Raw genomic sequence first — 17,264 nt, 5'->3', positions numbered from 1 at the left:
AGTCAATCACACTGCTTGTTTCGTTTGCAGCGTTCCGGTGGGCAGTGCGGCTCCTGAGAAGGGAATCTTCCATGAAAAAACGCCACGGACTTTTTTAGTCACGTTATTCATGGCGCTGATGTTAAGCGGAAAAGGAGCCTGGCAAATTCACCTGTCGAATATCCATATCCTGTTTAACGTAAATCAGAGCAGTCAGGCCGCAAGCCGCTCTCCGGGGCGGCTTTTTTACGGCCATACGCCATGGCGTTGACTGAAGAATAATAGGTAACGCTCTCCGGGGCGGCTTTTTTACGGCCACATCCCGACGCTGACTGACCCATCCTCAAATTTCAGGCATAAAAAAACCCCACCGAAGTGGGGTTTTTACGGTCAGCAGGAAAGACGATTAATCGTCGTTGCCGCCCAGACCCGCGTTCAGCAGTTCTGCCAGGCTGGCAGACGCTTCGTCGGCCGTGACCTGAGGAACTACAGGCGCTTCGCCTGCCGCTTTACGGCGCATACGATCCTGGTGATAAGCGTAACCGGTACCGGCTGGGATCAGACGACCCACGATTACGTTCTCTTTCAGGCCGCGCAGTTCGTCGCGTTTGCCCGCAACGGCTGCTTCGGTCAGTACGCGCGTCGTTTCCTGGAAGGAAGCGGCGGAGATGAAGGACTCGGTCGCCAGTGACGCTTTGGTGATACCCAGCAGATCGCGCATATAGGTCGCTGCGATTTTGCCGTTGGCTTCCAGCTCACGGTTAGAAATCTTAACGCGTGAAACTTCAACCTGCTCGCCGTCCAGGAAGTCGGAGCTGCCCGCGCTTGCAATGGTTGCTTTACGCAGCATCTGACGAACGATGACTTCGATGTGCTTATCGTTAATCTTAACGCCCTGCAGGCGGTAAACTTCCTGCACTTCGTTAGTGATGTAACGGGTCACCGCATGCACGCCACGCAGACGCAGAATGTCATGTGGAGACTCTGGGCCATCGGAAACCACGTCACCGCGCTCTACGCGTTCACCTTCGAACACGTTCAGCTGACGCCATTTCGGGATCATCTCTTCGTACGGATCGCTACCGTCAACCGGCGTAATCACCAGACGACGCTTGCCTTTGGTCTCTTTACCGAAGGAGATAATACCGCTGATCTCCGCCAGGATTGCTGGCTCTTTCGGACGACGCGCTTCGAACAGGTCAGCAACGCGTGGCAGACCACCGGTGATGTCCTTGGTACCGCCGGATTCCTGCGGAACACGAGCCAGGGTATCACCCGAGCTGATTTTCACGCCGTCTTCCAGCTGCACAATCGCTTTACCCGGCAGGAAGTACTGAGCAGGCATATCGGAGCCTGGGATCATCACATCATTGCCGTTGGCATCAACGATTTTCAGCGCAGGACGCAGATCTTTACCGCCGGACGTACGCTCTGCGCTGTCCAGGATCACCAGAGAAGACAGACCGGTCAGGTCATCCGTCTGGCGGGTAATGGTCTGGCCGTCGATCATGTCGGTAAAGCGGACGAAACCGCTCACTTCGGTGATAACCGGCATGGTGTGCGGATCCCAGTTTGCTACGGTCTCGCCCGCTGCAACCTGCTCGCCGTCGCCTTTCGCCATGGTAGAACCGTAAGGAACCTTATAGCTCTCTTTGGTACGACCGAATTCATCGATCATTTTCAGCTCGGTGTTACGCGAGGTGATAACCAGTTTGCCAGCGGAGTTGGTAACCGACTTGGCGTTAGAGAGTTTAATGGTACCTTTGTTCTTCACCTGAATGCTGGATTCAGCAGCCGCACGCGATGCCGCACCACCGATGTGGAACGTACGCATGGTCAGCTGAGTACCCGGCTCACCGATGGACTGTGCTGCGATAACGCCGATGGCCTCACCTTTGTTGATGATGTGACCACGCGCCAGATCGCGTCCATAACAGTGGGCGCACACGCCGAAGTCAGTTTCACAACTTACTACGGAGCGGACTTTCAGGCTGTCGACAGAATGCTCTTCCAACAGGTCACACTGCTGTTCGTGCAGCAGGGTGTTGCGTGGCAGCAGGATGTCGGCCGTACCCGGCTTCAGCACGTCTTCTGCGGTAACACGACCCAGTACGCGTTCGCGCAGCGGTTCTTTCACGTCGCCACCTTCGATAACCGGAGTCATCATGATGCCTTCGTGCGTGCCACAGTCGTCCTCGGTCACCACCAGATCCTGCGCTACGTCTACCAGACGACGAGTCAGGTAACCGGAGTTCGCGGTTTTCAGTGCGGTATCCGCAAGACCTTTACGAGCACCGTGGGTCGAGATGAAGTACTGGAGTACGTTCAGACCTTCACGGAAGTTCGCGGTAATTGGCGTCTCGATGATGGAGCCATCTGGCTTAGCCATCAGGCCACGCATACCGGCCAGCTGACGGATCTGCGCAGCAGAACCACGAGCACCGGAGTCGGCCATCATAAAGATGCTGTTGAAGGAAACCTGGCGCTCTTCTTCACCGTCACGGTTAATGACGACTTCGGTAGAGAGGTTTTCCATCATCGCTTTCGCAACGCGTTCGTTGGCCGCAGCCCAGATATCGATCACTTTGTTGTAGCGTTCGCCCGCGGTAACCAGACCAGACTGGAACTGCTCCTGGATCTCGGCCACTTCGGTTTCCGCTTCGCTGATGATCTCAACTTTTTTCTCTGGGATCACCATGTCGTCGATACCTACAGACGCACCAGAGCGTGCCGCGTAGGCAAAACCGGTGTACATGGTCTGGTCAGCAAAGATAACCGTTGGCTTCAGGCCCAGGATGCGGTAACAGGTGTTCAGCATCTTGGAGATCGCTTTCTTACCCAGCGCCTGGTTGACGATGGAGTAAGGCAGGCCTTTCGGCACGATCATCCACAGGATGGCACGACCAACCGTGGTATCGATCAGGCTGGTTTTTGAGGTCCATTCGCCCTGCTCGTTTTTCTCGTGCTCGGTGATACGCACCTTAACGCGAGCGTGCAGAGACGCCAGGCCAGCGCGGTAAATACGCTCGGCTTCTTTTGGACCGGTCAGCACCATGCCTTCGCCTTTGGCGTTAACACAGTCGCGGGTCATGTAGTACAGACCCAGTACAACGTCCTGTGAAGGAACGATGATTGGCTCGCCGTTCGCAGGTGACAGGATGTTGTTGGTAGACATCATCAGCGCACGCGCTTCCAGCTGGGCTTCCAGCGTCAGCGGCACGTGAACAGCCATCTGGTCACCATCGAAGTCGGCGTTATAAGCCGCACAGACCAGCGGGTGCAGCTGGATAGCTTTACCTTCGATCAGCACTGGCTCAAATGCCTGGATGCCCAGACGGTGCAGCGTTGGCGCACGGTTCAGCAGGACCGGGTGTTCGCGGATCACTTCATCCAGGATATCCCAGACGACGGCTTCTTCACGCTCAACCATTTTCTTGGCGGCTTTGATGGTGGTAGCAAGACCACGCAGCTCCAGCTTGCCGTAGATAAACGGTTTGAACAGCTCCAGCGCCATTTTCTTCGGCAGACCACACTGGTGCAGACGCAGGTATGGCCCTACGGTGATAACGGAACGACCAGAGTAGTCGACGCGTTTACCCAGCAGGTTCTGACGGAAACGACCCTGTTTACCTTTGATCATATCGGCCAAAGATTTCAGAGGACGCTTGTTGGAGCCGGTGATGGCACGACCGCGACGGCCGTTATCCAGCAGCGCATCGACCGCTTCCTGCAGCATACGTTTTTCGTTACGTACGATGATGTCAGGTGCGGCCAGATCCAGCAGGCGCTTCAGACGGTTGTTACGGTTGATAACGCGACGATACAGATCGTTCAGATCTGAAGTAGCGAAACGACCGCCGTCCAACGGCACCAGCGGACGCAGATCCGGCGGCAGTACAGGCAGCACGGTCAGGATCATCCACTCTGGCTTGTTGCCAGACTGCACGAACGCTTCCAGCAGCTTGATACGCTTGGTCAGCTTTTTACGCTTGGTTTCGGAATTGGTTTCGTTCAGCTCTTCACGCAGCTGCTCGCATTCCTGCTCCAGATCCATGTTTTTCAACAGGGCCTGAACCGCTTCCGCACCCATTTTCGCGTCGAATTCGTCACCGAACTCTTCCAGCGCGTCCAGATACTGCTCTTCGGTCAGGATCTGACGGCGCTCAAGGTTGGTCATGCCGCCTTCAACCACCACATAGGATTCGAAGTACAGCACGCGTTCGATGTCACGCAGCGGCATATCCAGCAGCAAACCGATGCGCGAAGGCAGCGATTTCAGGAACCAGATGTGCGCAGTCGGCGAAGCCAGCTCGATGTGGCCCATACGCTCACGACGAACTTTGGTCTGTGTAACTTCAACGCCACACTTCTCACAGATTACGCCGCGATGTTTTAAACGCTTGTACTTACCGCACAGGCATTCGTAATCTTTTACCGGCCCGAAAATACGCGCACAGAAAAGCCCGTCACGTTCTGGTTTGAACGTACGGTAGTTAATGGTTTCTGGCTTTTTAACTTCACCAAAAGACCAGGAACGGATCATGTCTGGCGAAGCCAGCGCAATTTTGATCGCATCAAACTCTTCGGTCTTAGTTTGCGCTTTCAGAAACTTAAGTAAGTCTTTCACGGATTAGCTCCCGTCGGAGTGAGACTTCTCAGGACGCCCGGGGCCGGGCGTCCTGTAACCAGTACAAATTCGAGTGCTTACTCGTCTTCCAGCTCGATGTTAATACCCAGCGAGCGGATCTCTTTCAACAGTACGTTGAAGGATTCCGGCATGCCCGGTTCCATCTGATGGTTGCCGTCAACGATGTTTTTATACATCTTGGTACGGCCGTTGACGTCATCAGACTTCACGGTCAGCATTTCCTGCAGGGTATAGGCGGCGCCGTATGCTTCCAGCGCCCACACTTCCATCTCACCGAAGCGCTGTCCACCGAACTGCGCCTTACCACCCAGCGGCTGCTGAGTAACGAGGCTGTAAGAACCGGTAGAACGCGCGTGCATCTTGTCATCCACTAAGTGGTTGAGTTTCAGCATGTACATGTAGCCAACGGTAACCTGACGCTCAAACTGCTCGCCGGTACGGCCATCAAACAGGGTAATCTGACCGGAAGAAGGCAGGCCGCCGAGCTGCAGCAGCTCTTTGATCTCGCTCTCTTTCGCGCCGTCAAACACTGGCGTGGCGATTGGCATACCTTTTTTCAGGTTCTCTGCCAGACGCAGTACTTCGTCATCGCTGAAGGTATTCAGGTCTACTTTCTGACGCACGTCGGTGCCCAGATCGTAAGCGCGCTGAATAAACTCACGCAGTTTGGAGACTTCTTCCTGCTTTTTCAGCATGGCGTTGATTTTCTCGCCGATGCCTTTAGCAGCCATACCCAGGTGGGTTTCAAGAATCTGACCAATGTTCATACGTGACGGTACGCCCAGCGGGTTCAGTACGATATCGACCGGCGTGCCGTTCTCATCGTATGGCATATCTTCGATCGGGTTGATCTTGGAGATAACACCTTTGTTCCCGTGACGACCTGCCATTTTGTCACCAGGCTGGATCTGACGTTTAACGGCCAGATACACTTTAACGATTTTCAGCACGCCAGGTGCCAGGTCATCGCCCTGAGTGATTTTGCGGCGTTTCGCTTCGAGTTTCTTCTCAAACTCGTGCTTCAGCTCGTCGTACTGCTCCGCCAGCTGCTCCAGCTGACTCTGTTTTTCTTCGTCGGTCAGGCCCAGTTCCAGCCAGCGCTCGCGCGGCAGCTTGTCCAGTTTTTCCGCTTCCACGCCGCCGGAAACCAGCAGGTAGTTGATACGGCTGAACAGGCCGGCTTCGAGGATCTGCAGTTCTTCAGACAGGTCTTTCTTCGCCTGCTTCAGCTGCATCTCTTCGATTTCCAGCGCGCGCTTGTCTTTTTCCACGCCATCGCGGGTAAAGACCTGCACGTCGATAACGGTACCGGACACGCCGTTTGGTACGCGCAGAGAAGAGTCTTTAACGTCAGACGCTTTCTCACCGAAGATGGCACGCAGCAGTTTCTCTTCTGGCGTCAGCTGGGTTTCGCCTTTAGGCGTCACCTTACCAACCAGAATGTCGCCGCCGGTCACTTCCGCACCGATATAAACGATACCGGATTCATCCAGTTTGGAGAGCGCAGCTTCACCCACGTTAGGGATATCAGCAGTGATCTCTTCCGGCCCCAGCTTGGTGTCGCGAGACACACAGGCGAGTTCCTGAATATGGATAGTGGTGAAGCGATCTTCCTGTACCACGCGCTCGGAGACCAGAATGGAGTCTTCGAAGTTGTAGCCGTTCCACGGCATGAACGCGACGCGCATGTTCTGACCCAGCGCCAGCTCGCCCAGATCCGTTGAAGGACCATCGGCCAGCACGTCACCGCGCTCGATTGGCTCGCCCAGGTTGACACACGGCATCTGGTTGATGCAGGTGTTCTGGTTAGAACGGGTGTACTTGGTCAGGTTGTAAATGTCGATACCGGCTTCGCCCGGGTACATCTCGTCTTCGTTAACTTTAATAACGATACGGGACGCATCCACGTACTGAACGGTACCACCACGTTTCGCTACGGCTGTTACACCGGAGTCAACCGCTACCGCGCGTTCCATACCGGTACCAACCAGCGGCTTGTCAGCGCGCAGAGTCGGAACCGCCTGACGTTGCATGTTTGCACCCATCAATGCGCGGTTGGCGTCATCGTGCTCCAGGAACGGGATCAGGGACGCACCGACGGAAACCACTTGCTGGGTGGAAACGTCCATGTAGTCAACCTGGTCGCGGCTGAACAGGCTCGATTCGCCTTTGCTACGGCAGGTCACCAGGTCATCTACGAAGTGACCTTCGTCGTCGAGGTTGGTGTTTGCCTGAGCGATAACGTAGTTACCCTCTTCAATTGCAGAGAGGTAATGAATTTCGTCGGTCACCACGCCTTCGCGAACGCGACGGTATGGGGTTTCCAGGAAACCGTACTCGTTGGTCTGCGCATAAACAGACAGGGAGTTGATCAGACCGATGTTTGGACCTTCAGGCGTTTCGATTGGGCACACGCGACCGTAGTGAGTCGGGTGAACGTCTCGAACTTCAAAGCCTGCACGCTCACGCGTCAGACCGCCCGGGCCAAGTGCAGAGATACGACGCTTGTGCGTAATCTCAGACAGCGGGTTGTTCTGGTCCATAAACTGTGACAGCTGGCTGGAACCAAAGAACTCTTTCACTGCCGCAGAAATCGGCTTGGCGTTGATCATATCCTGAGGCATCAGGGTATCGAGATCGCCCAGGGAAAGACGTTCTTTCACCGCACGCTCAACACGAACCAGACCTACACGGAACTGGTTTTCAGCCATTTCGCCGACGGAACGGATACGACGGTTGCCGAGGTGGTCGATATCATCCACTTCGCCAATACCGTTACGGATACCGATGAGCTTCTTCATCACTTCAATGATGTCGTCTTTGCTCAGGATACCGGAACCTTCGATCTCGTCACGCAGCAGAGAACGGTTGAACTTCATACGGCCAACCGCTGACAGATCGTAGCGGTCTTCCGAGAAGAACAGGTTCTCGAACAGGTTTTCAGCCGCTTCACGCGTTGGCGGTTCGCCAGGACGCATCATGCGGTAGATCTCAACCAGCGCGCTCAGGCGATCGGTGGTTGGGTCGACGCGTACGGTCTCAGAGATGTACGGGCCGTGATCCAGATCGTTGGTAAACAGCGTTTCAATGCGCTTGTGGCCGGACTGGCTCAGCTTGGCCAGCAGATCCAGCGACAGCTCCATGTTCGCGGCAACGATCAGTTCGCCGGTGCTTTCGTCGATGTAATCTTTAGCGACGACTTTACCCGCGATATATTCAACCGGAACTTCGATGTGCTCAACGCCATCTTTTTCCAGCTGACGAATGTGGCGTGCTGTAATGCGACGGCCTTTCTCAACGTAAATAGTACCGTTGGCTTCGATATCGAAGGAGGCAGTCTCACCGCGCAGGCGCTCAGGAACCAGTTCCATCTGCAGCTTGTTGTTGCGGATCTCATACACCACTTTATCGAAGAACAGGTCAAGGATCTGCTCAGTGGTGTAGTTCAGCGCGCGCAGAATGATGGTCGCTGGCAGCTTACGGCGACGGTCAATACGAACGAACAGGTTGTCTTTCGGGTCAAACTCGAAGTCTAACCAGGAACCACGGTAAGGGATGATGCGTGCGTTATACAGCACTTTGCCCGACGAGTGGGTTTTACCCTTATCGCTGTCAAAGAAGACACCAGGACTACGATGCAGCTGAGAAACGATAACGCGTTCTGTACCGTTGATCACAAAGGTACCGTTATCGGTCATGAGCGGAATTTCGCCCATGTACACTTCCTGCTCTTTGATGTCTTTAACGGTGCCTTCCGGCGCTTCACGCTCGTAGATCACCAGGCGCAGTTTTACGCGCAAAGGGGCAGAATACGTGACGCCACGGATCTGACACTCTTTAACATCAAAGACGGGTTCGCCTAAACGGTAGCTGACGTACTGCAGCTCAGAGTTACCGCTATAGCTTTGGATAGGGAATACGGAACGGAATGCCGCTTCCAGACCATATTGACCTTCCGGATCTTGCTCGATGAACTTCTGGAACGAGTCAAGCTGGATAGAAAGGAGATAAGGAATGTCCAGAACCTGCGGACGTTTTCCAAAATCCTTACGAATGCGTTTTTTCTCGGTATAGGAGTAAACCATAGGGTTCCTCAGCTCGCTGAAAAGTAGAACCTCTCTGTCCGTCCAGGGGGGACAGTTCATGCAACACTATTTTGTTGGGCCGGAATGAACATCTTCCGTAATACCTCTTTCTATCACTCTTAAATCATTTCGTTGCCGTGCAAGGCAGGGAACCCTGCGGGAAAGCAATATATTAAGGCGTCGATAGAAAAAGACATTAAGCAAATCAGTGACTAAACGGTGTGAAACGCCACTGACGCTCTACAGCGCAAAAAGGCTGGTGACCAAAAAGTCACCAGCCGTCAGCCTGATTAACTCAGGCTGCAACCTGAAAGGTTGGCTTATTTAACTTCAACTTCTGCGCCAGCTTCTTCCAGAGATTTCTTCAGAGCTTCTGCGTCGTCTTTGCTGATGCCTTCTTTCAGGGCAGCAGGTGCAGACTCAACCAGGTCTTTAGCTTCTTTCAGGCCCAGACCAGTTGCGCCACGTACGGCTTTGATTACGGCAACTTTGTTAGCGCCGATAGCTTTCAGTACAACGTCGAACTCAGTTTTTTCTTCAGCAGCTTCAGCCGGGCCTGCAGCAACAGCTACAGCAGCAGCAGCAGAAACGCCGAATTTTTCTTCCATAGCGGAAACCAGCTCAACAACGTCCATTACAGACATAGCCGCTACTGCTTCCAGAATTTGATCTTTAGTGATAGACATGACAATTGTTCCTGTGAATCAGAAATAGTTTATACGTTAAAGTGCAACGGGCAAAAAGCTTAAGCAGCTTCTTTCGCGTCGCGTACGGCAGCCAGGGTGCGGACCAGTTTGCCTGCAGCGGCTTCTTTCATGGTCGACATCAGACGTGCCAGCGCTTCTTCGTAAGTTGGCAGAGTTGCCAGACGGTCGATATTCGCCGCCGTGATCAGCTCACCTTCAAAGGCCGCAGCTTTGACCTCAAATTTTGCATTCGCTTTCGCGAACTCTTTGAACAGACGAGCAGCAGCGCCCGGGTGTTCCATAGAGTATGCAATCAGGGTCGGACCAACAAACGTGTCTTTCAGGATCTCAAACTGAGTTCCTTCAACGACGCGGCGCAGCAGGGTGTTGCGAACAACACGCATGTAAACGCCAGCTTCACGACCTGCTTTACGCAGTTCAGTCATTTTGTCTACGGTCACGCCGCGGGAATCCGCAACTACCGCAGACAGCGCGCCTTTGGCTACTTCGGTGACTTCAGCAACAATCGCTTGTTTGTCTTGAAGATTTAATGCCATTAGCTTTTGCTCCTGGATTTTGACCGGGGAAGGATTCCCCCGGAACTCACATCACCTGCGACCGAAGTCAGCAGGCGCTCAAACACGGTGAGCAGAATCCAGCAAAGACTATAAAAATATTCTTCAGGTTCTGTCACCGTCTACGCAGGAAATTAAGTTCCTTTCGAAACACCTGCGGTCTTGGACGGAGGCCTGGATAAGGCCAGGCTCCAACCGAAAATTCTGTCTATTCTGCGTCATTCGGATACTGCGTTGGCCGCTCTCGTTCACACCAGTTACATAGCGGGCTATGCTCCCGGCGATTCACTGCTTTGCCGCCTTGTCTCGGTCCGATTGACTTAAATAGAGGTTCTGTATATTTACAGAACAACGGGCCAAAGATTCTAGTCGAAAATTTCGCCCGCGTAAAGCAGATTAGTTAGCTACAGCGTTCAGGCCAGCCTGATCAACTGCCACACCCGCACCCATAGTGGTGGAGATGCTAACTTTCTTGATGAAAACGCCTTTCGCCTGAGAAGGTTTCGCTTTTTTCAGCGCAACCAGCAGGGCTTCCAGGTTTTCTTTCAGCTTATCGGACTCGAAATCAACCTTACCGATAGTGGTATGGATGATGCCGTTTTTGTCGTTACGATAGCGAACCTGGCCCGCTTTAGCGTTTTTAACCGCTTCAGCAACGTTTGGCGTTACGGTGCCAACTTTCGGGTTTGGCATCAGACCGCGTGGGCCCAGAACCTGGCCCAGCTGGCCAACAACGCGCATCGCATCCGGAGAGGCGATAACCACGTCAAAGTTCATTTCGCCTTTTTTGATCTGGTCAGCCAGATCTTCCATACCTACCAGCTCTGCGCCAGCTGCTTTAGCAGCTTCAGCGTTTGCGCCCTGGGTAAATACGGCAACGCGTACTGAACGACCGGTACCGTGTGGCAGTACGGTTGCACCGCGCACGTTCTGGTCAGATTTACGAGCATCAATGCCCAGGTTTACTGCTACGTCAACGCTTTCTACGAACTTGGCCGTTGCCAGTTCCTTCAGCAGAGCGACAGCTTCGTTGATGTCATACTGTTTAGTTGCATCAACTTTGTCACGGATCACGCGCATGCGCTTGGTCAGCTTAGCCATTTCTTAGTCCTCTACCACCAGGCCCATGGAACGAGCAGTACCTTCGATTGAGCGAGTCATCGCTTCAACGTCAGCACCAGTCATGTCCGCAGCTTTGGTTTCTGCGATTTCACGTACCTGAGCGCGTGATACTTTACCTACTTTGTCTTTGTTCGGCTTGCCGGAACCAGACTTGATACCCGCCGCTTTCTTCAGCAGTACAGCTGCCGGAGGCGTTTTGGTAACGAAGGTGAAAGAACGGTCAGAATAAACGGTAATAACAACCGGGATCGGCAGACCTTTCTCAACGGATTCTGTTTTGGCGTTAAACGCTTTACAGAATTCCATGATGTTAACGCCCTGCTGACCCAGTGCCGGACCTACTGGCGGACTTGGGTTTGCCATACCGGCTGCAACCTGCAGCTTGACGTAGGCTTGTACTTTCTTAGCCATGATAATTCCTCTATTGGGTTCAATCGCTCGGCAAAGAGCTCCCCGTAATTAATATTCACGCGCTGTAGCAGCGCATAAAAACAAAAGGCGCGAAATTGTAGGGCAATTTCGCGCCTTCCGCAACCGTTATTCTGGTTATCGGCTTACATTTTATGCAGACCGATCAGCCTTTCTCAACCTGTCCAAAGTCCAGCTCAACCGGCGTAGCGCGGCCAAAGATGGAAACGGAAACTTTCAGGCGGCTTTTTTCATAATCCACTTCTTCCACCACACCGTTGAAGTCGGCAAACGGACCGTCGTTAACGCGGACCATTTCACCTGGTTCAAACAGGGTTTTCGGACGTGGCTTATCGCCAGCAGACTGCAGGCGGTTCATGATCGCGTCGACTTCTTTATCGCTAATAGGTGCCGGACGATCGGATGTACCACCAATGAAACCCATGACGCGCGGCACGCTGCGCACTAAGTGCCAGCTTGCATCGTTCATGACCATTTGTACCAGAACATAGCCCGGGAAGAACTTGCGTTCGCTTTTGCGACGCTGACCGCCACGGATTTCAACCACTTCTTCGGTTGGCACCATGACGTCGCCAAAAAGCTCTTCCATGTTATGTAATTTGATATGCTCGCGCAGCGACTGGGCTACACGGCCTTCAAAGCCGGAAAACGCCTGAACGACGTACCAGCGCTTTTTTGGAGCTTCAGACATCTCAGAACCTCAGGCCAGTGATAAACGATACCAGACGGACCAGAATACCATCCAGTCCCCACAAAATCAGTGACATCACGGCAGTAACCGCGGCAACGATTAACGTGGTATGCAACGTTTCCTGACGAGTCGGCCAAATAACCTTGCGAACTTCTGTGCGCGCTTCGCGGGCAAAAGCCAGGGTTGCTTTGCCCTTCGTCGTCAGCAGCGCAATGCCACCTGCTGCTGCGATCAGGATTACAACGGCCAGCGCGCGCAGCGGGAGGGTGACTTCACGATAGTAGTAGTTGCCAACCACGGCCACGAGCAGCAGCAGCGCCACCACTAACCACTTTACCGTTTCCAGTCCACGCCCGCTCCCTTGAGCTTCGGTATTAGCACTCATAAACCAACCTGCCACAATAGATCAGAAACTATTTTGCCCCGTAATACGCGGCAACCGAACCGAATAATGCGCTCAGGCGAAACTCGGCATATAACGCCGTGCTACAGAGCCTGCCTCAGCAATGATTATGGTTGAAAATCACTGATGAGCCAGGTTCTATGTTACAGCGTGCAAAAAGGGCATCAAATGATGCCCTCTTCTTGTGCGTTGCGTCAAATATTATCAGCGATTAAGCGATAACTTTAGCAACAACACCCGCGCCAACGGTACGACCACCTTCGCGGATTGCGAAACGCAGACCGTCGTCCATTGCGATTGGGTGGATCAGGGTAACAACCATTTTGATGTTGTCGCCTGGCATAACCATCTCAACGCCTTCCGGCAGTTCGATGGTACCGGTCACGTCAGTTGTACGGAAGTAGAACTGTGGACGGTAGCCTTTGAAGAACGGAGTATGACGGCCGCCTTCGTCTTTGGACAGGATGTAAACCTCAGACTCGAACTGAGTGTGTGGCTTGATGGTGCCTGGCTTAGCCAGAACCTGGCCACGCTGGATATCTTCGCGCTTGATACCGCGCAGCAGGATACCACAGTTCTCGCCCGCACGGCCTTCGTCCAGCAGCTTACGGAACATCTCAACGCCGGTACAGGTTGATTTCACGGTATCTTTGATACCAACGATTTCAACTTCTTCGCCGACTTTAACGATACCGCGCTCTACACGACCGGTAACAACGGTACCACGACCGGAGATGGAGAATACGTCTTCGATTGGCAGCAGGAACGGCTTGTCGATTGCGCGCTCTGGTTCCGGGATGTAGTTATCCAGGTGACCGGCCAGCTCGATGATTTTCGCTTCCCACTCGGCGTCGCCTTCCAGCGCTTTCAGCGCGGAACCGTGAACGATTGGGGTGTCGTCGCCAGGGAAGTCGTACTGTGACAGCAGGTCACGTACTTCCATCTCAACCAGCTCCAGCAGCTCTTCGTCATCAACCATGTCACACTTGTTCAGGAACACGATGATGTAAGGAACGCCAACCTGACGGCCCAGCAGGATGTGCTCACGGGTCTGCGGCATTGGGCCGTCAGTCGCAGCAACAACCAGGATAGCGCCGTCCATCTGCGCAGCACCGGTGATCATGTTTTTCACATAGTCGGCGTGGCCAGGGCAGTCAACGTGCGCGTAGTGGCGAGACGGGGTGTCATATTCAACGTGAGAAGTGTTGATGGTGATACCACGAGCTTTTTCTTCTGGCGCGTTATCGATCTGGTCGAATGCACGAGCAGAACCGCCGTAGGTTTTAGCCAGAACGGTGGTGATAGCAGCAGTCAGGGTAGTTTTACCGTGGTCAACGTGGCCGATAGTACCAACGTTGACGTGCGGTTTGGAACGTTCAAATTTTTCTTTAGACATCGCTTGTCCCTCTAAGACACGGATAAATCGGTGATATCACCACATCAACCAGGCATTGCCTGAACTGTTGAATTTTAACGCACAGAGAAGAATCAGGGAGGGAGATTTAGAAGTGGTGCTGATACCCAGAGTCGAACTGGGGACCTCACCCTTACCAAGGGTGCGCTCTACCAACTGAGCCATATCAGCACGGCTTGGAGCGGGCAGCGGGAATCGAACCCGCATCATCAGCTTGGAAGGCTGAGGTAATAGCCATTATACGATGCCCGCATCCTGGAACTCGGCTACCTGTTCTGTCTGTAGCTTGTGAACAACAGAAACGCTTTTCTGCTCTTCGAGTCAACCCGCATTTGCTTGATGACTCCGACTGTGCTTGAGCTCAGTCTAAAATCTGTTGATGAACGCTGTTGCTTTCATCTGGCTTCAGCCGTTAAACGTCAGGACTGAATAGGTGCTTCTTTACAGGAAGGATTCACGTCACTGCGTTCCGTGCCCTTCGGTTCAAACCTTCGAGGTCGAAGCTTCTCGTCCTTCCCAGTGGGGAAGCTGAAAAACTCTGCCTCTCATTAACATCGCGAACGATATTAATGGTGGTGGGGGAAGGATTAAGTCACACTGTTCCTTGCCCTGCCGGGTCAAACCTTCGAGGTCGAAGCTTCTCATCCTTCCCCATGGGGAATCTGGAAGTTTCTGCCTCTCATTAACACTGCAAGCAGTATTAATGGTGGTGGGGGAAGGATTCGAACCTTCGAAGTCGATGACGGCAGATTTACAGTCTGCTCCCTTTGGCCGCTCGGGAACCCCACCTGGGGTACTTGATGGTGCCGGCTACCGGAATCGAACTGGTGACCTACTGATTACAAGTCAGTTGCTCTACCAACTGAGCTAAGCCGGCATCAAGTGGTGCGCATTCTAGGAAGTGTGGCGGCGGGATGCAACAAAAAAATTGCGATAAAAGTTCTTATGGCTGTTATTTGTGCAATTCTTCGCAAAATCTTGCTGCCCGTCAACGGAACCGTACAAAGAAGCGACGATATTGCTATTTTTTAGCCAGCGCAAAAGCGGCGATTTCTTTCTCTGTTTGTCCAGCAGCATTCCCCTGGCGCCTGCGCAAAGCGAATCGGCTGCTGTTTTCGCTGTCGTTTTCATAAAGCGCGCGTTTATTTTTCAATAAATGCGGTCGCCGTTACGTTTGCGTTGGTCGTTTTTATTTTTCCTTCTGATTCCGCCCCGTCTGGTGTTAACCTCCTGCCCATTGTTTTCTGAAATTTACCTTAGTTACGCGAGCGGCAGCAGCGGACAGCGTCTTCTCTGCGCACGCCACAACAGGCAAGTTCTTGCTGGCAGAAGCATGTATATGAGTAAAAAAGAATCCTTGTTGACCACACCCTATCTGCAATTTAACCGTTCGCAATGGGCCGCGCTGCGTGATTCCGTGCCGATGACCCTGAGCAAAGAAGAAATTGCCCGGCTCGAGGGGATAAACGAAGATCTTTCTCTTAATGAGGTCGCGGAGATCTATCTGCCGTTATCGCGTCTGCTTAACTTCTATATCAATTCCGATTTACGCCGTCAGGCGGTGCTGGAGCAGTTCCTGGGCACCAATGGCCAGAAGATCCCCTATATCATCAGTATCGCCGGCAGCGTGGCCGTAGGGAAAAGCACCACGGCTCGCGTGTTGCAGGCGCTGCTGAGCCGCTGGCCGGAGCATCGTCGCGTCGAGCTGATTACCACGGACGGGTTTTTGCACCCCAACGAGGTGTTAAAAGAGCGCGGCCTGATGAAGAAAAAGGGCTTTCCGCAATCTTACGATATGCATCGCCTGGTGAATTTCGTCTCCGCCCTCAAGTCTGGTGCCGCTCAGGTCACCGCACCGGTCTATTCGCATTTGATCTACGATGTTATTCCTGACGGCGACAAGGTCGTGCAGCAGCCGGATATTTTGATCCTGGAAGGGCTGAACGTGCTGCAAAGCGGTATGGATTACCCGCACGATCCGCATCACGTTTTTGTTTCCGATTTCGTCGACTTCTCTATCTATGTGGACGCGCCGGAAGATCTGCTGCGCCACTGGTACATTAATCGCTTCCTGAAGTTCCGTCAGGGCGCGTTTACCGATCCGGATTCCTACTTCCATCACTACGCAAAGCTGCCTGAAGACGAGGCCGTAGGCATCGCCACGCAGCTGTGGGAGGAGATTAATCTGATGAATCTGAAAGAGAATATCCTGCCGACTCGCGAAAGAGCCAGCCTGATCATGACCAAAAGCACCGACCATGCGGTCGATCTGGTACGGCTCAGAAAATAGCCTGCCAGACGGCGCCACGGAAGGCGCCAAAGCATTTACCGACGTCCCGCCAGCCAGATAGCGTAAGCCTCATCCCAGATAGCCGCAGGCGTCCCCGCCCTTCCCAGACCAAAACCATGTCCGCCTCGCGTAATTTTGATCTGTTCGACCGGCACGCCCATGCGCCGACAGGCGTCGTGCATGATCTGCGTGTTGTGCGGATTTGAGGTGCGATCGTCGTCCGCCTGGGCCAGAAAGGTAGGTGGGAAGCTACGCGTAACGTAATTTTCCACCGACCAGCCCGCCTCATCCGCTGGCGAAGCGTTTTTTCCGACGATTTCGCTGTGAGTACGCGTATGGGTGTAAGGCGCTTCCAGCGTGATCACCGGATAAATCAGGGCAACGCTGTCCGCGACCGGCGCAATCTGATCCAGCGTATCCTGCGGCGCATAGGTCACGAAACCAGGCCGCGCCGCCGACATGCCCATCAGGTGGCCGCCAGCGGAAAAGCCCAGCAGATGTACTTTCCGCTCCATCGAGCGCACCAGCCTGATTGCGCGCTGTGCATCCTGAAAGGGCGCGAGCCGTCCCGCGTGCCATTTTTCGTGCGGCAGCCGATAGCTCAGCACGTAGGCCGTATAGCCACGGGCATTCAGCCAGCGCGCCACCGGCCAGGCTTCGCCGCCCATGCCGATCCAGCGATAGCCGCCGCCCGCCGCGATCAGTACCGCCGAGCCGTTAGGCTCCTGCGGCTGAAAGCGCTGAATAGCGGGACTGACGATATTCGACCAGGCGCCGCTGGCGGACACATGCAGATTGCCGCCCGGCCCGCCCCCGCCCGGCGGCTCGTCAGGCCACAGGGGAATAATGTCTTCTCTGGCAAATAGTTTTCCGGCGGTCATCGCCAACATGGCTGCGCCGGTGCCCATTATTAACCGGCGTCGACTAATCATCTGACATGGT

Annotated in this window: 12 protein-coding genes, 4 tRNA genes and 1 other RNA gene; 1 reads left to right on the top strand and 16 read right to left on the bottom strand. The window is 53.9% G+C overall.

What is annotated here, in order from left to right; translation table 11 throughout:
- Positions 1–385: 385 nt before the first annotated feature.
- The 15 genes from rpoC to ACVWZ0_RS01910 all read right to left on the bottom strand — a co-directional run bounded on the left by rpoC (position 386) and on the right by ACVWZ0_RS01910 (position 15,163).
- Positions 386–4,606 (bottom strand): DNA-directed RNA polymerase subunit beta', encoded by a 4,221-nt coding sequence (gene rpoC, locus ACVWZ0_RS01980; RefSeq protein ID WP_125290948.1) that lies wholly within the window; start codon positions 4,604–4,606, stop codon positions 386–388.
- Between the two features lie 77 nt (positions 4,607–4,683).
- Complete coding sequence (gene rpoB, locus ACVWZ0_RS01975; RefSeq protein WP_253456284.1) at positions 4,684–8,712, bottom strand: DNA-directed RNA polymerase subunit beta; 4,029 nt, start codon at positions 8,710–8,712, stop codon at positions 4,684–4,686.
- A gap of 320 nt (positions 8,713–9,032) precedes the next feature.
- Positions 9,033–9,398, bottom strand: a complete 366-nt coding sequence (gene rplL / locus ACVWZ0_RS01970) for a 50S ribosomal protein L7/L12 (protein ID WP_253456287.1) — start codon at positions 9,396–9,398, stop codon at positions 9,033–9,035.
- Between the two features lie 59 nt (positions 9,399–9,457).
- Positions 9,458–9,955, bottom strand: a complete 498-nt coding sequence (gene rplJ / locus ACVWZ0_RS01965; RefSeq protein ID WP_125290945.1) for a 50S ribosomal protein L10 — start codon at positions 9,953–9,955, stop codon at positions 9,458–9,460.
- A 414-nt stretch (positions 9,956–10,369) separates the two neighbouring features.
- Complete coding sequence (rplA, locus tag ACVWZ0_RS01960; RefSeq protein WP_125290944.1) at positions 10,370–11,074, bottom strand: 50S ribosomal protein L1; 705 nt, start codon at positions 11,072–11,074, stop codon at positions 10,370–10,372.
- A 3-nt stretch (positions 11,075–11,077) separates the two neighbouring features.
- Complete coding sequence (gene rplK / locus ACVWZ0_RS01955; RefSeq protein WP_125290943.1) at positions 11,078–11,506, bottom strand: 50S ribosomal protein L11; 429 nt, start codon at positions 11,504–11,506, stop codon at positions 11,078–11,080.
- Between the two features lie 163 nt (positions 11,507–11,669).
- Positions 11,670–12,215 (bottom strand): transcription termination/antitermination protein NusG, encoded by a 546-nt coding sequence (gene nusG / locus ACVWZ0_RS01950; protein ID WP_024966040.1) that lies wholly within the window; start codon positions 12,213–12,215, stop codon positions 11,670–11,672.
- A gap of 1 nt (position 12,216) precedes the next feature.
- Positions 12,217–12,600 (bottom strand): preprotein translocase subunit SecE, encoded by a 384-nt coding sequence (gene secE / locus ACVWZ0_RS01945; protein WP_253456291.1) that lies wholly within the window; start codon positions 12,598–12,600, stop codon positions 12,217–12,219.
- 229 nt (positions 12,601–12,829) lie between these two features.
- Positions 12,830–14,014 (bottom strand): elongation factor Tu, encoded by a 1,185-nt coding sequence (tuf, locus tag ACVWZ0_RS01940; RefSeq protein ID WP_253456294.1) that lies wholly within the window; start codon positions 14,012–14,014, stop codon positions 12,830–12,832.
- 113 nt (positions 14,015–14,127) lie between these two features.
- Positions 14,128–14,203, bottom strand: a tRNA-Thr gene (locus ACVWZ0_RS01935).
- 6 nt (positions 14,204–14,209) lie between these two features.
- Positions 14,210–14,284 (bottom strand) — tRNA-Gly (locus ACVWZ0_RS01930).
- Positions 14,285–14,602: 318 nt separating this feature from the next.
- A non-coding RNA gene (locus ACVWZ0_RS01925) (RtT sRNA) lies at positions 14,603–14,698 on the bottom strand.
- A gap of 38 nt (positions 14,699–14,736) precedes the next feature.
- Positions 14,737–14,821, bottom strand: a tRNA-Tyr gene (locus ACVWZ0_RS01920).
- A 12-nt stretch (positions 14,822–14,833) separates the two neighbouring features.
- Positions 14,834–14,909: transfer RNA gene (locus ACVWZ0_RS01915), tRNA-Thr, on the bottom strand.
- 17 nt (positions 14,910–14,926) lie between these two features.
- Positions 14,927–15,163 (bottom strand): hypothetical protein, encoded by a 237-nt coding sequence (locus ACVWZ0_RS01910; RefSeq protein ID WP_253456297.1) that lies wholly within the window; start codon positions 15,161–15,163, stop codon positions 14,927–14,929.
- A 208-nt stretch (positions 15,164–15,371) separates the two neighbouring features.
- On the opposite strand from ACVWZ0_RS01910, the gene coaA reads away from it, so the two are divergent.
- Complete coding sequence (gene coaA, locus ACVWZ0_RS01905) at positions 15,372–16,322, top strand: type I pantothenate kinase (RefSeq protein ID WP_253456300.1); 951 nt, start codon at positions 15,372–15,374, stop codon at positions 16,320–16,322.
- A gap of 35 nt (positions 16,323–16,357) precedes the next feature.
- On the opposite strand, the gene ACVWZ0_RS01900 is transcribed toward coaA, so the two are convergent.
- Positions 16,358–17,254, bottom strand: coding sequence for an alpha/beta hydrolase (locus ACVWZ0_RS01900; protein ID WP_253456303.1), 897 nt, complete (start codon positions 17,252–17,254; stop codon positions 16,358–16,360).
- Positions 17,255–17,264: the final 10 nt, after the last annotated feature.

The organism is Erwinia sp. TECH1 (genome assembly GCF_054057575.1).
The sequence above is the reverse complement of the archived record's forward strand: the minus strand, read 5'-3'. Positions and strand labels throughout refer to the sequence as shown.

Coding starts and splice junctions, on each gene's coding strand:
- ACVWZ0_RS01910 (WP_253456297.1), bottom strand. CDS start 15,163: ATGAAAACGACAGCGAAAACAGCAGCCGATTCGCTTTGCGCAGGCGCC.
- rplL (WP_253456287.1), bottom strand. CDS start 9,398: ATGTCTATCACTAAAGATCAAATTCTGGAAGCAGTAGCGGCTATGTCT.
- rplA (WP_125290944.1), bottom strand. CDS start 11,074: ATGGCTAAGCTGACCAAGCGCATGCGCGTGATCCGTGACAAAGTTGAT.
- coaA (WP_253456300.1), top strand. CDS start 15,372: ATGAGTAAAAAAGAATCCTTGTTGACCACACCCTATCTGCAATTTAAC.
- tuf (WP_253456294.1), bottom strand. CDS start 14,014: ATGTCTAAAGAAAAATTTGAACGTTCCAAACCGCACGTCAACGTTGGT.
- secE (WP_253456291.1), bottom strand. CDS start 12,600: ATGAGTGCTAATACCGAAGCTCAAGGGAGCGGGCGTGGACTGGAAACG.
- ACVWZ0_RS01900 (WP_253456303.1), bottom strand. CDS start 17,254: ATGATTAGTCGACGCCGGTTAATAATGGGCACCGGCGCAGCCATGTTG.
- nusG (WP_024966040.1), bottom strand. CDS start 12,215: ATGTCTGAAGCTCCAAAAAAGCGCTGGTACGTCGTTCAGGCGTTTTCC.
- rplK (WP_125290943.1), bottom strand. CDS start 11,506: ATGGCTAAGAAAGTACAAGCCTACGTCAAGCTGCAGGTTGCAGCCGGT.
- rplJ (WP_125290945.1), bottom strand. CDS start 9,955: ATGGCATTAAATCTTCAAGACAAACAAGCGATTGTTGCTGAAGTCACC.
- rpoB (WP_253456284.1), bottom strand. CDS start 8,712: ATGGTTTACTCCTATACCGAGAAAAAACGCATTCGTAAGGATTTTGGA.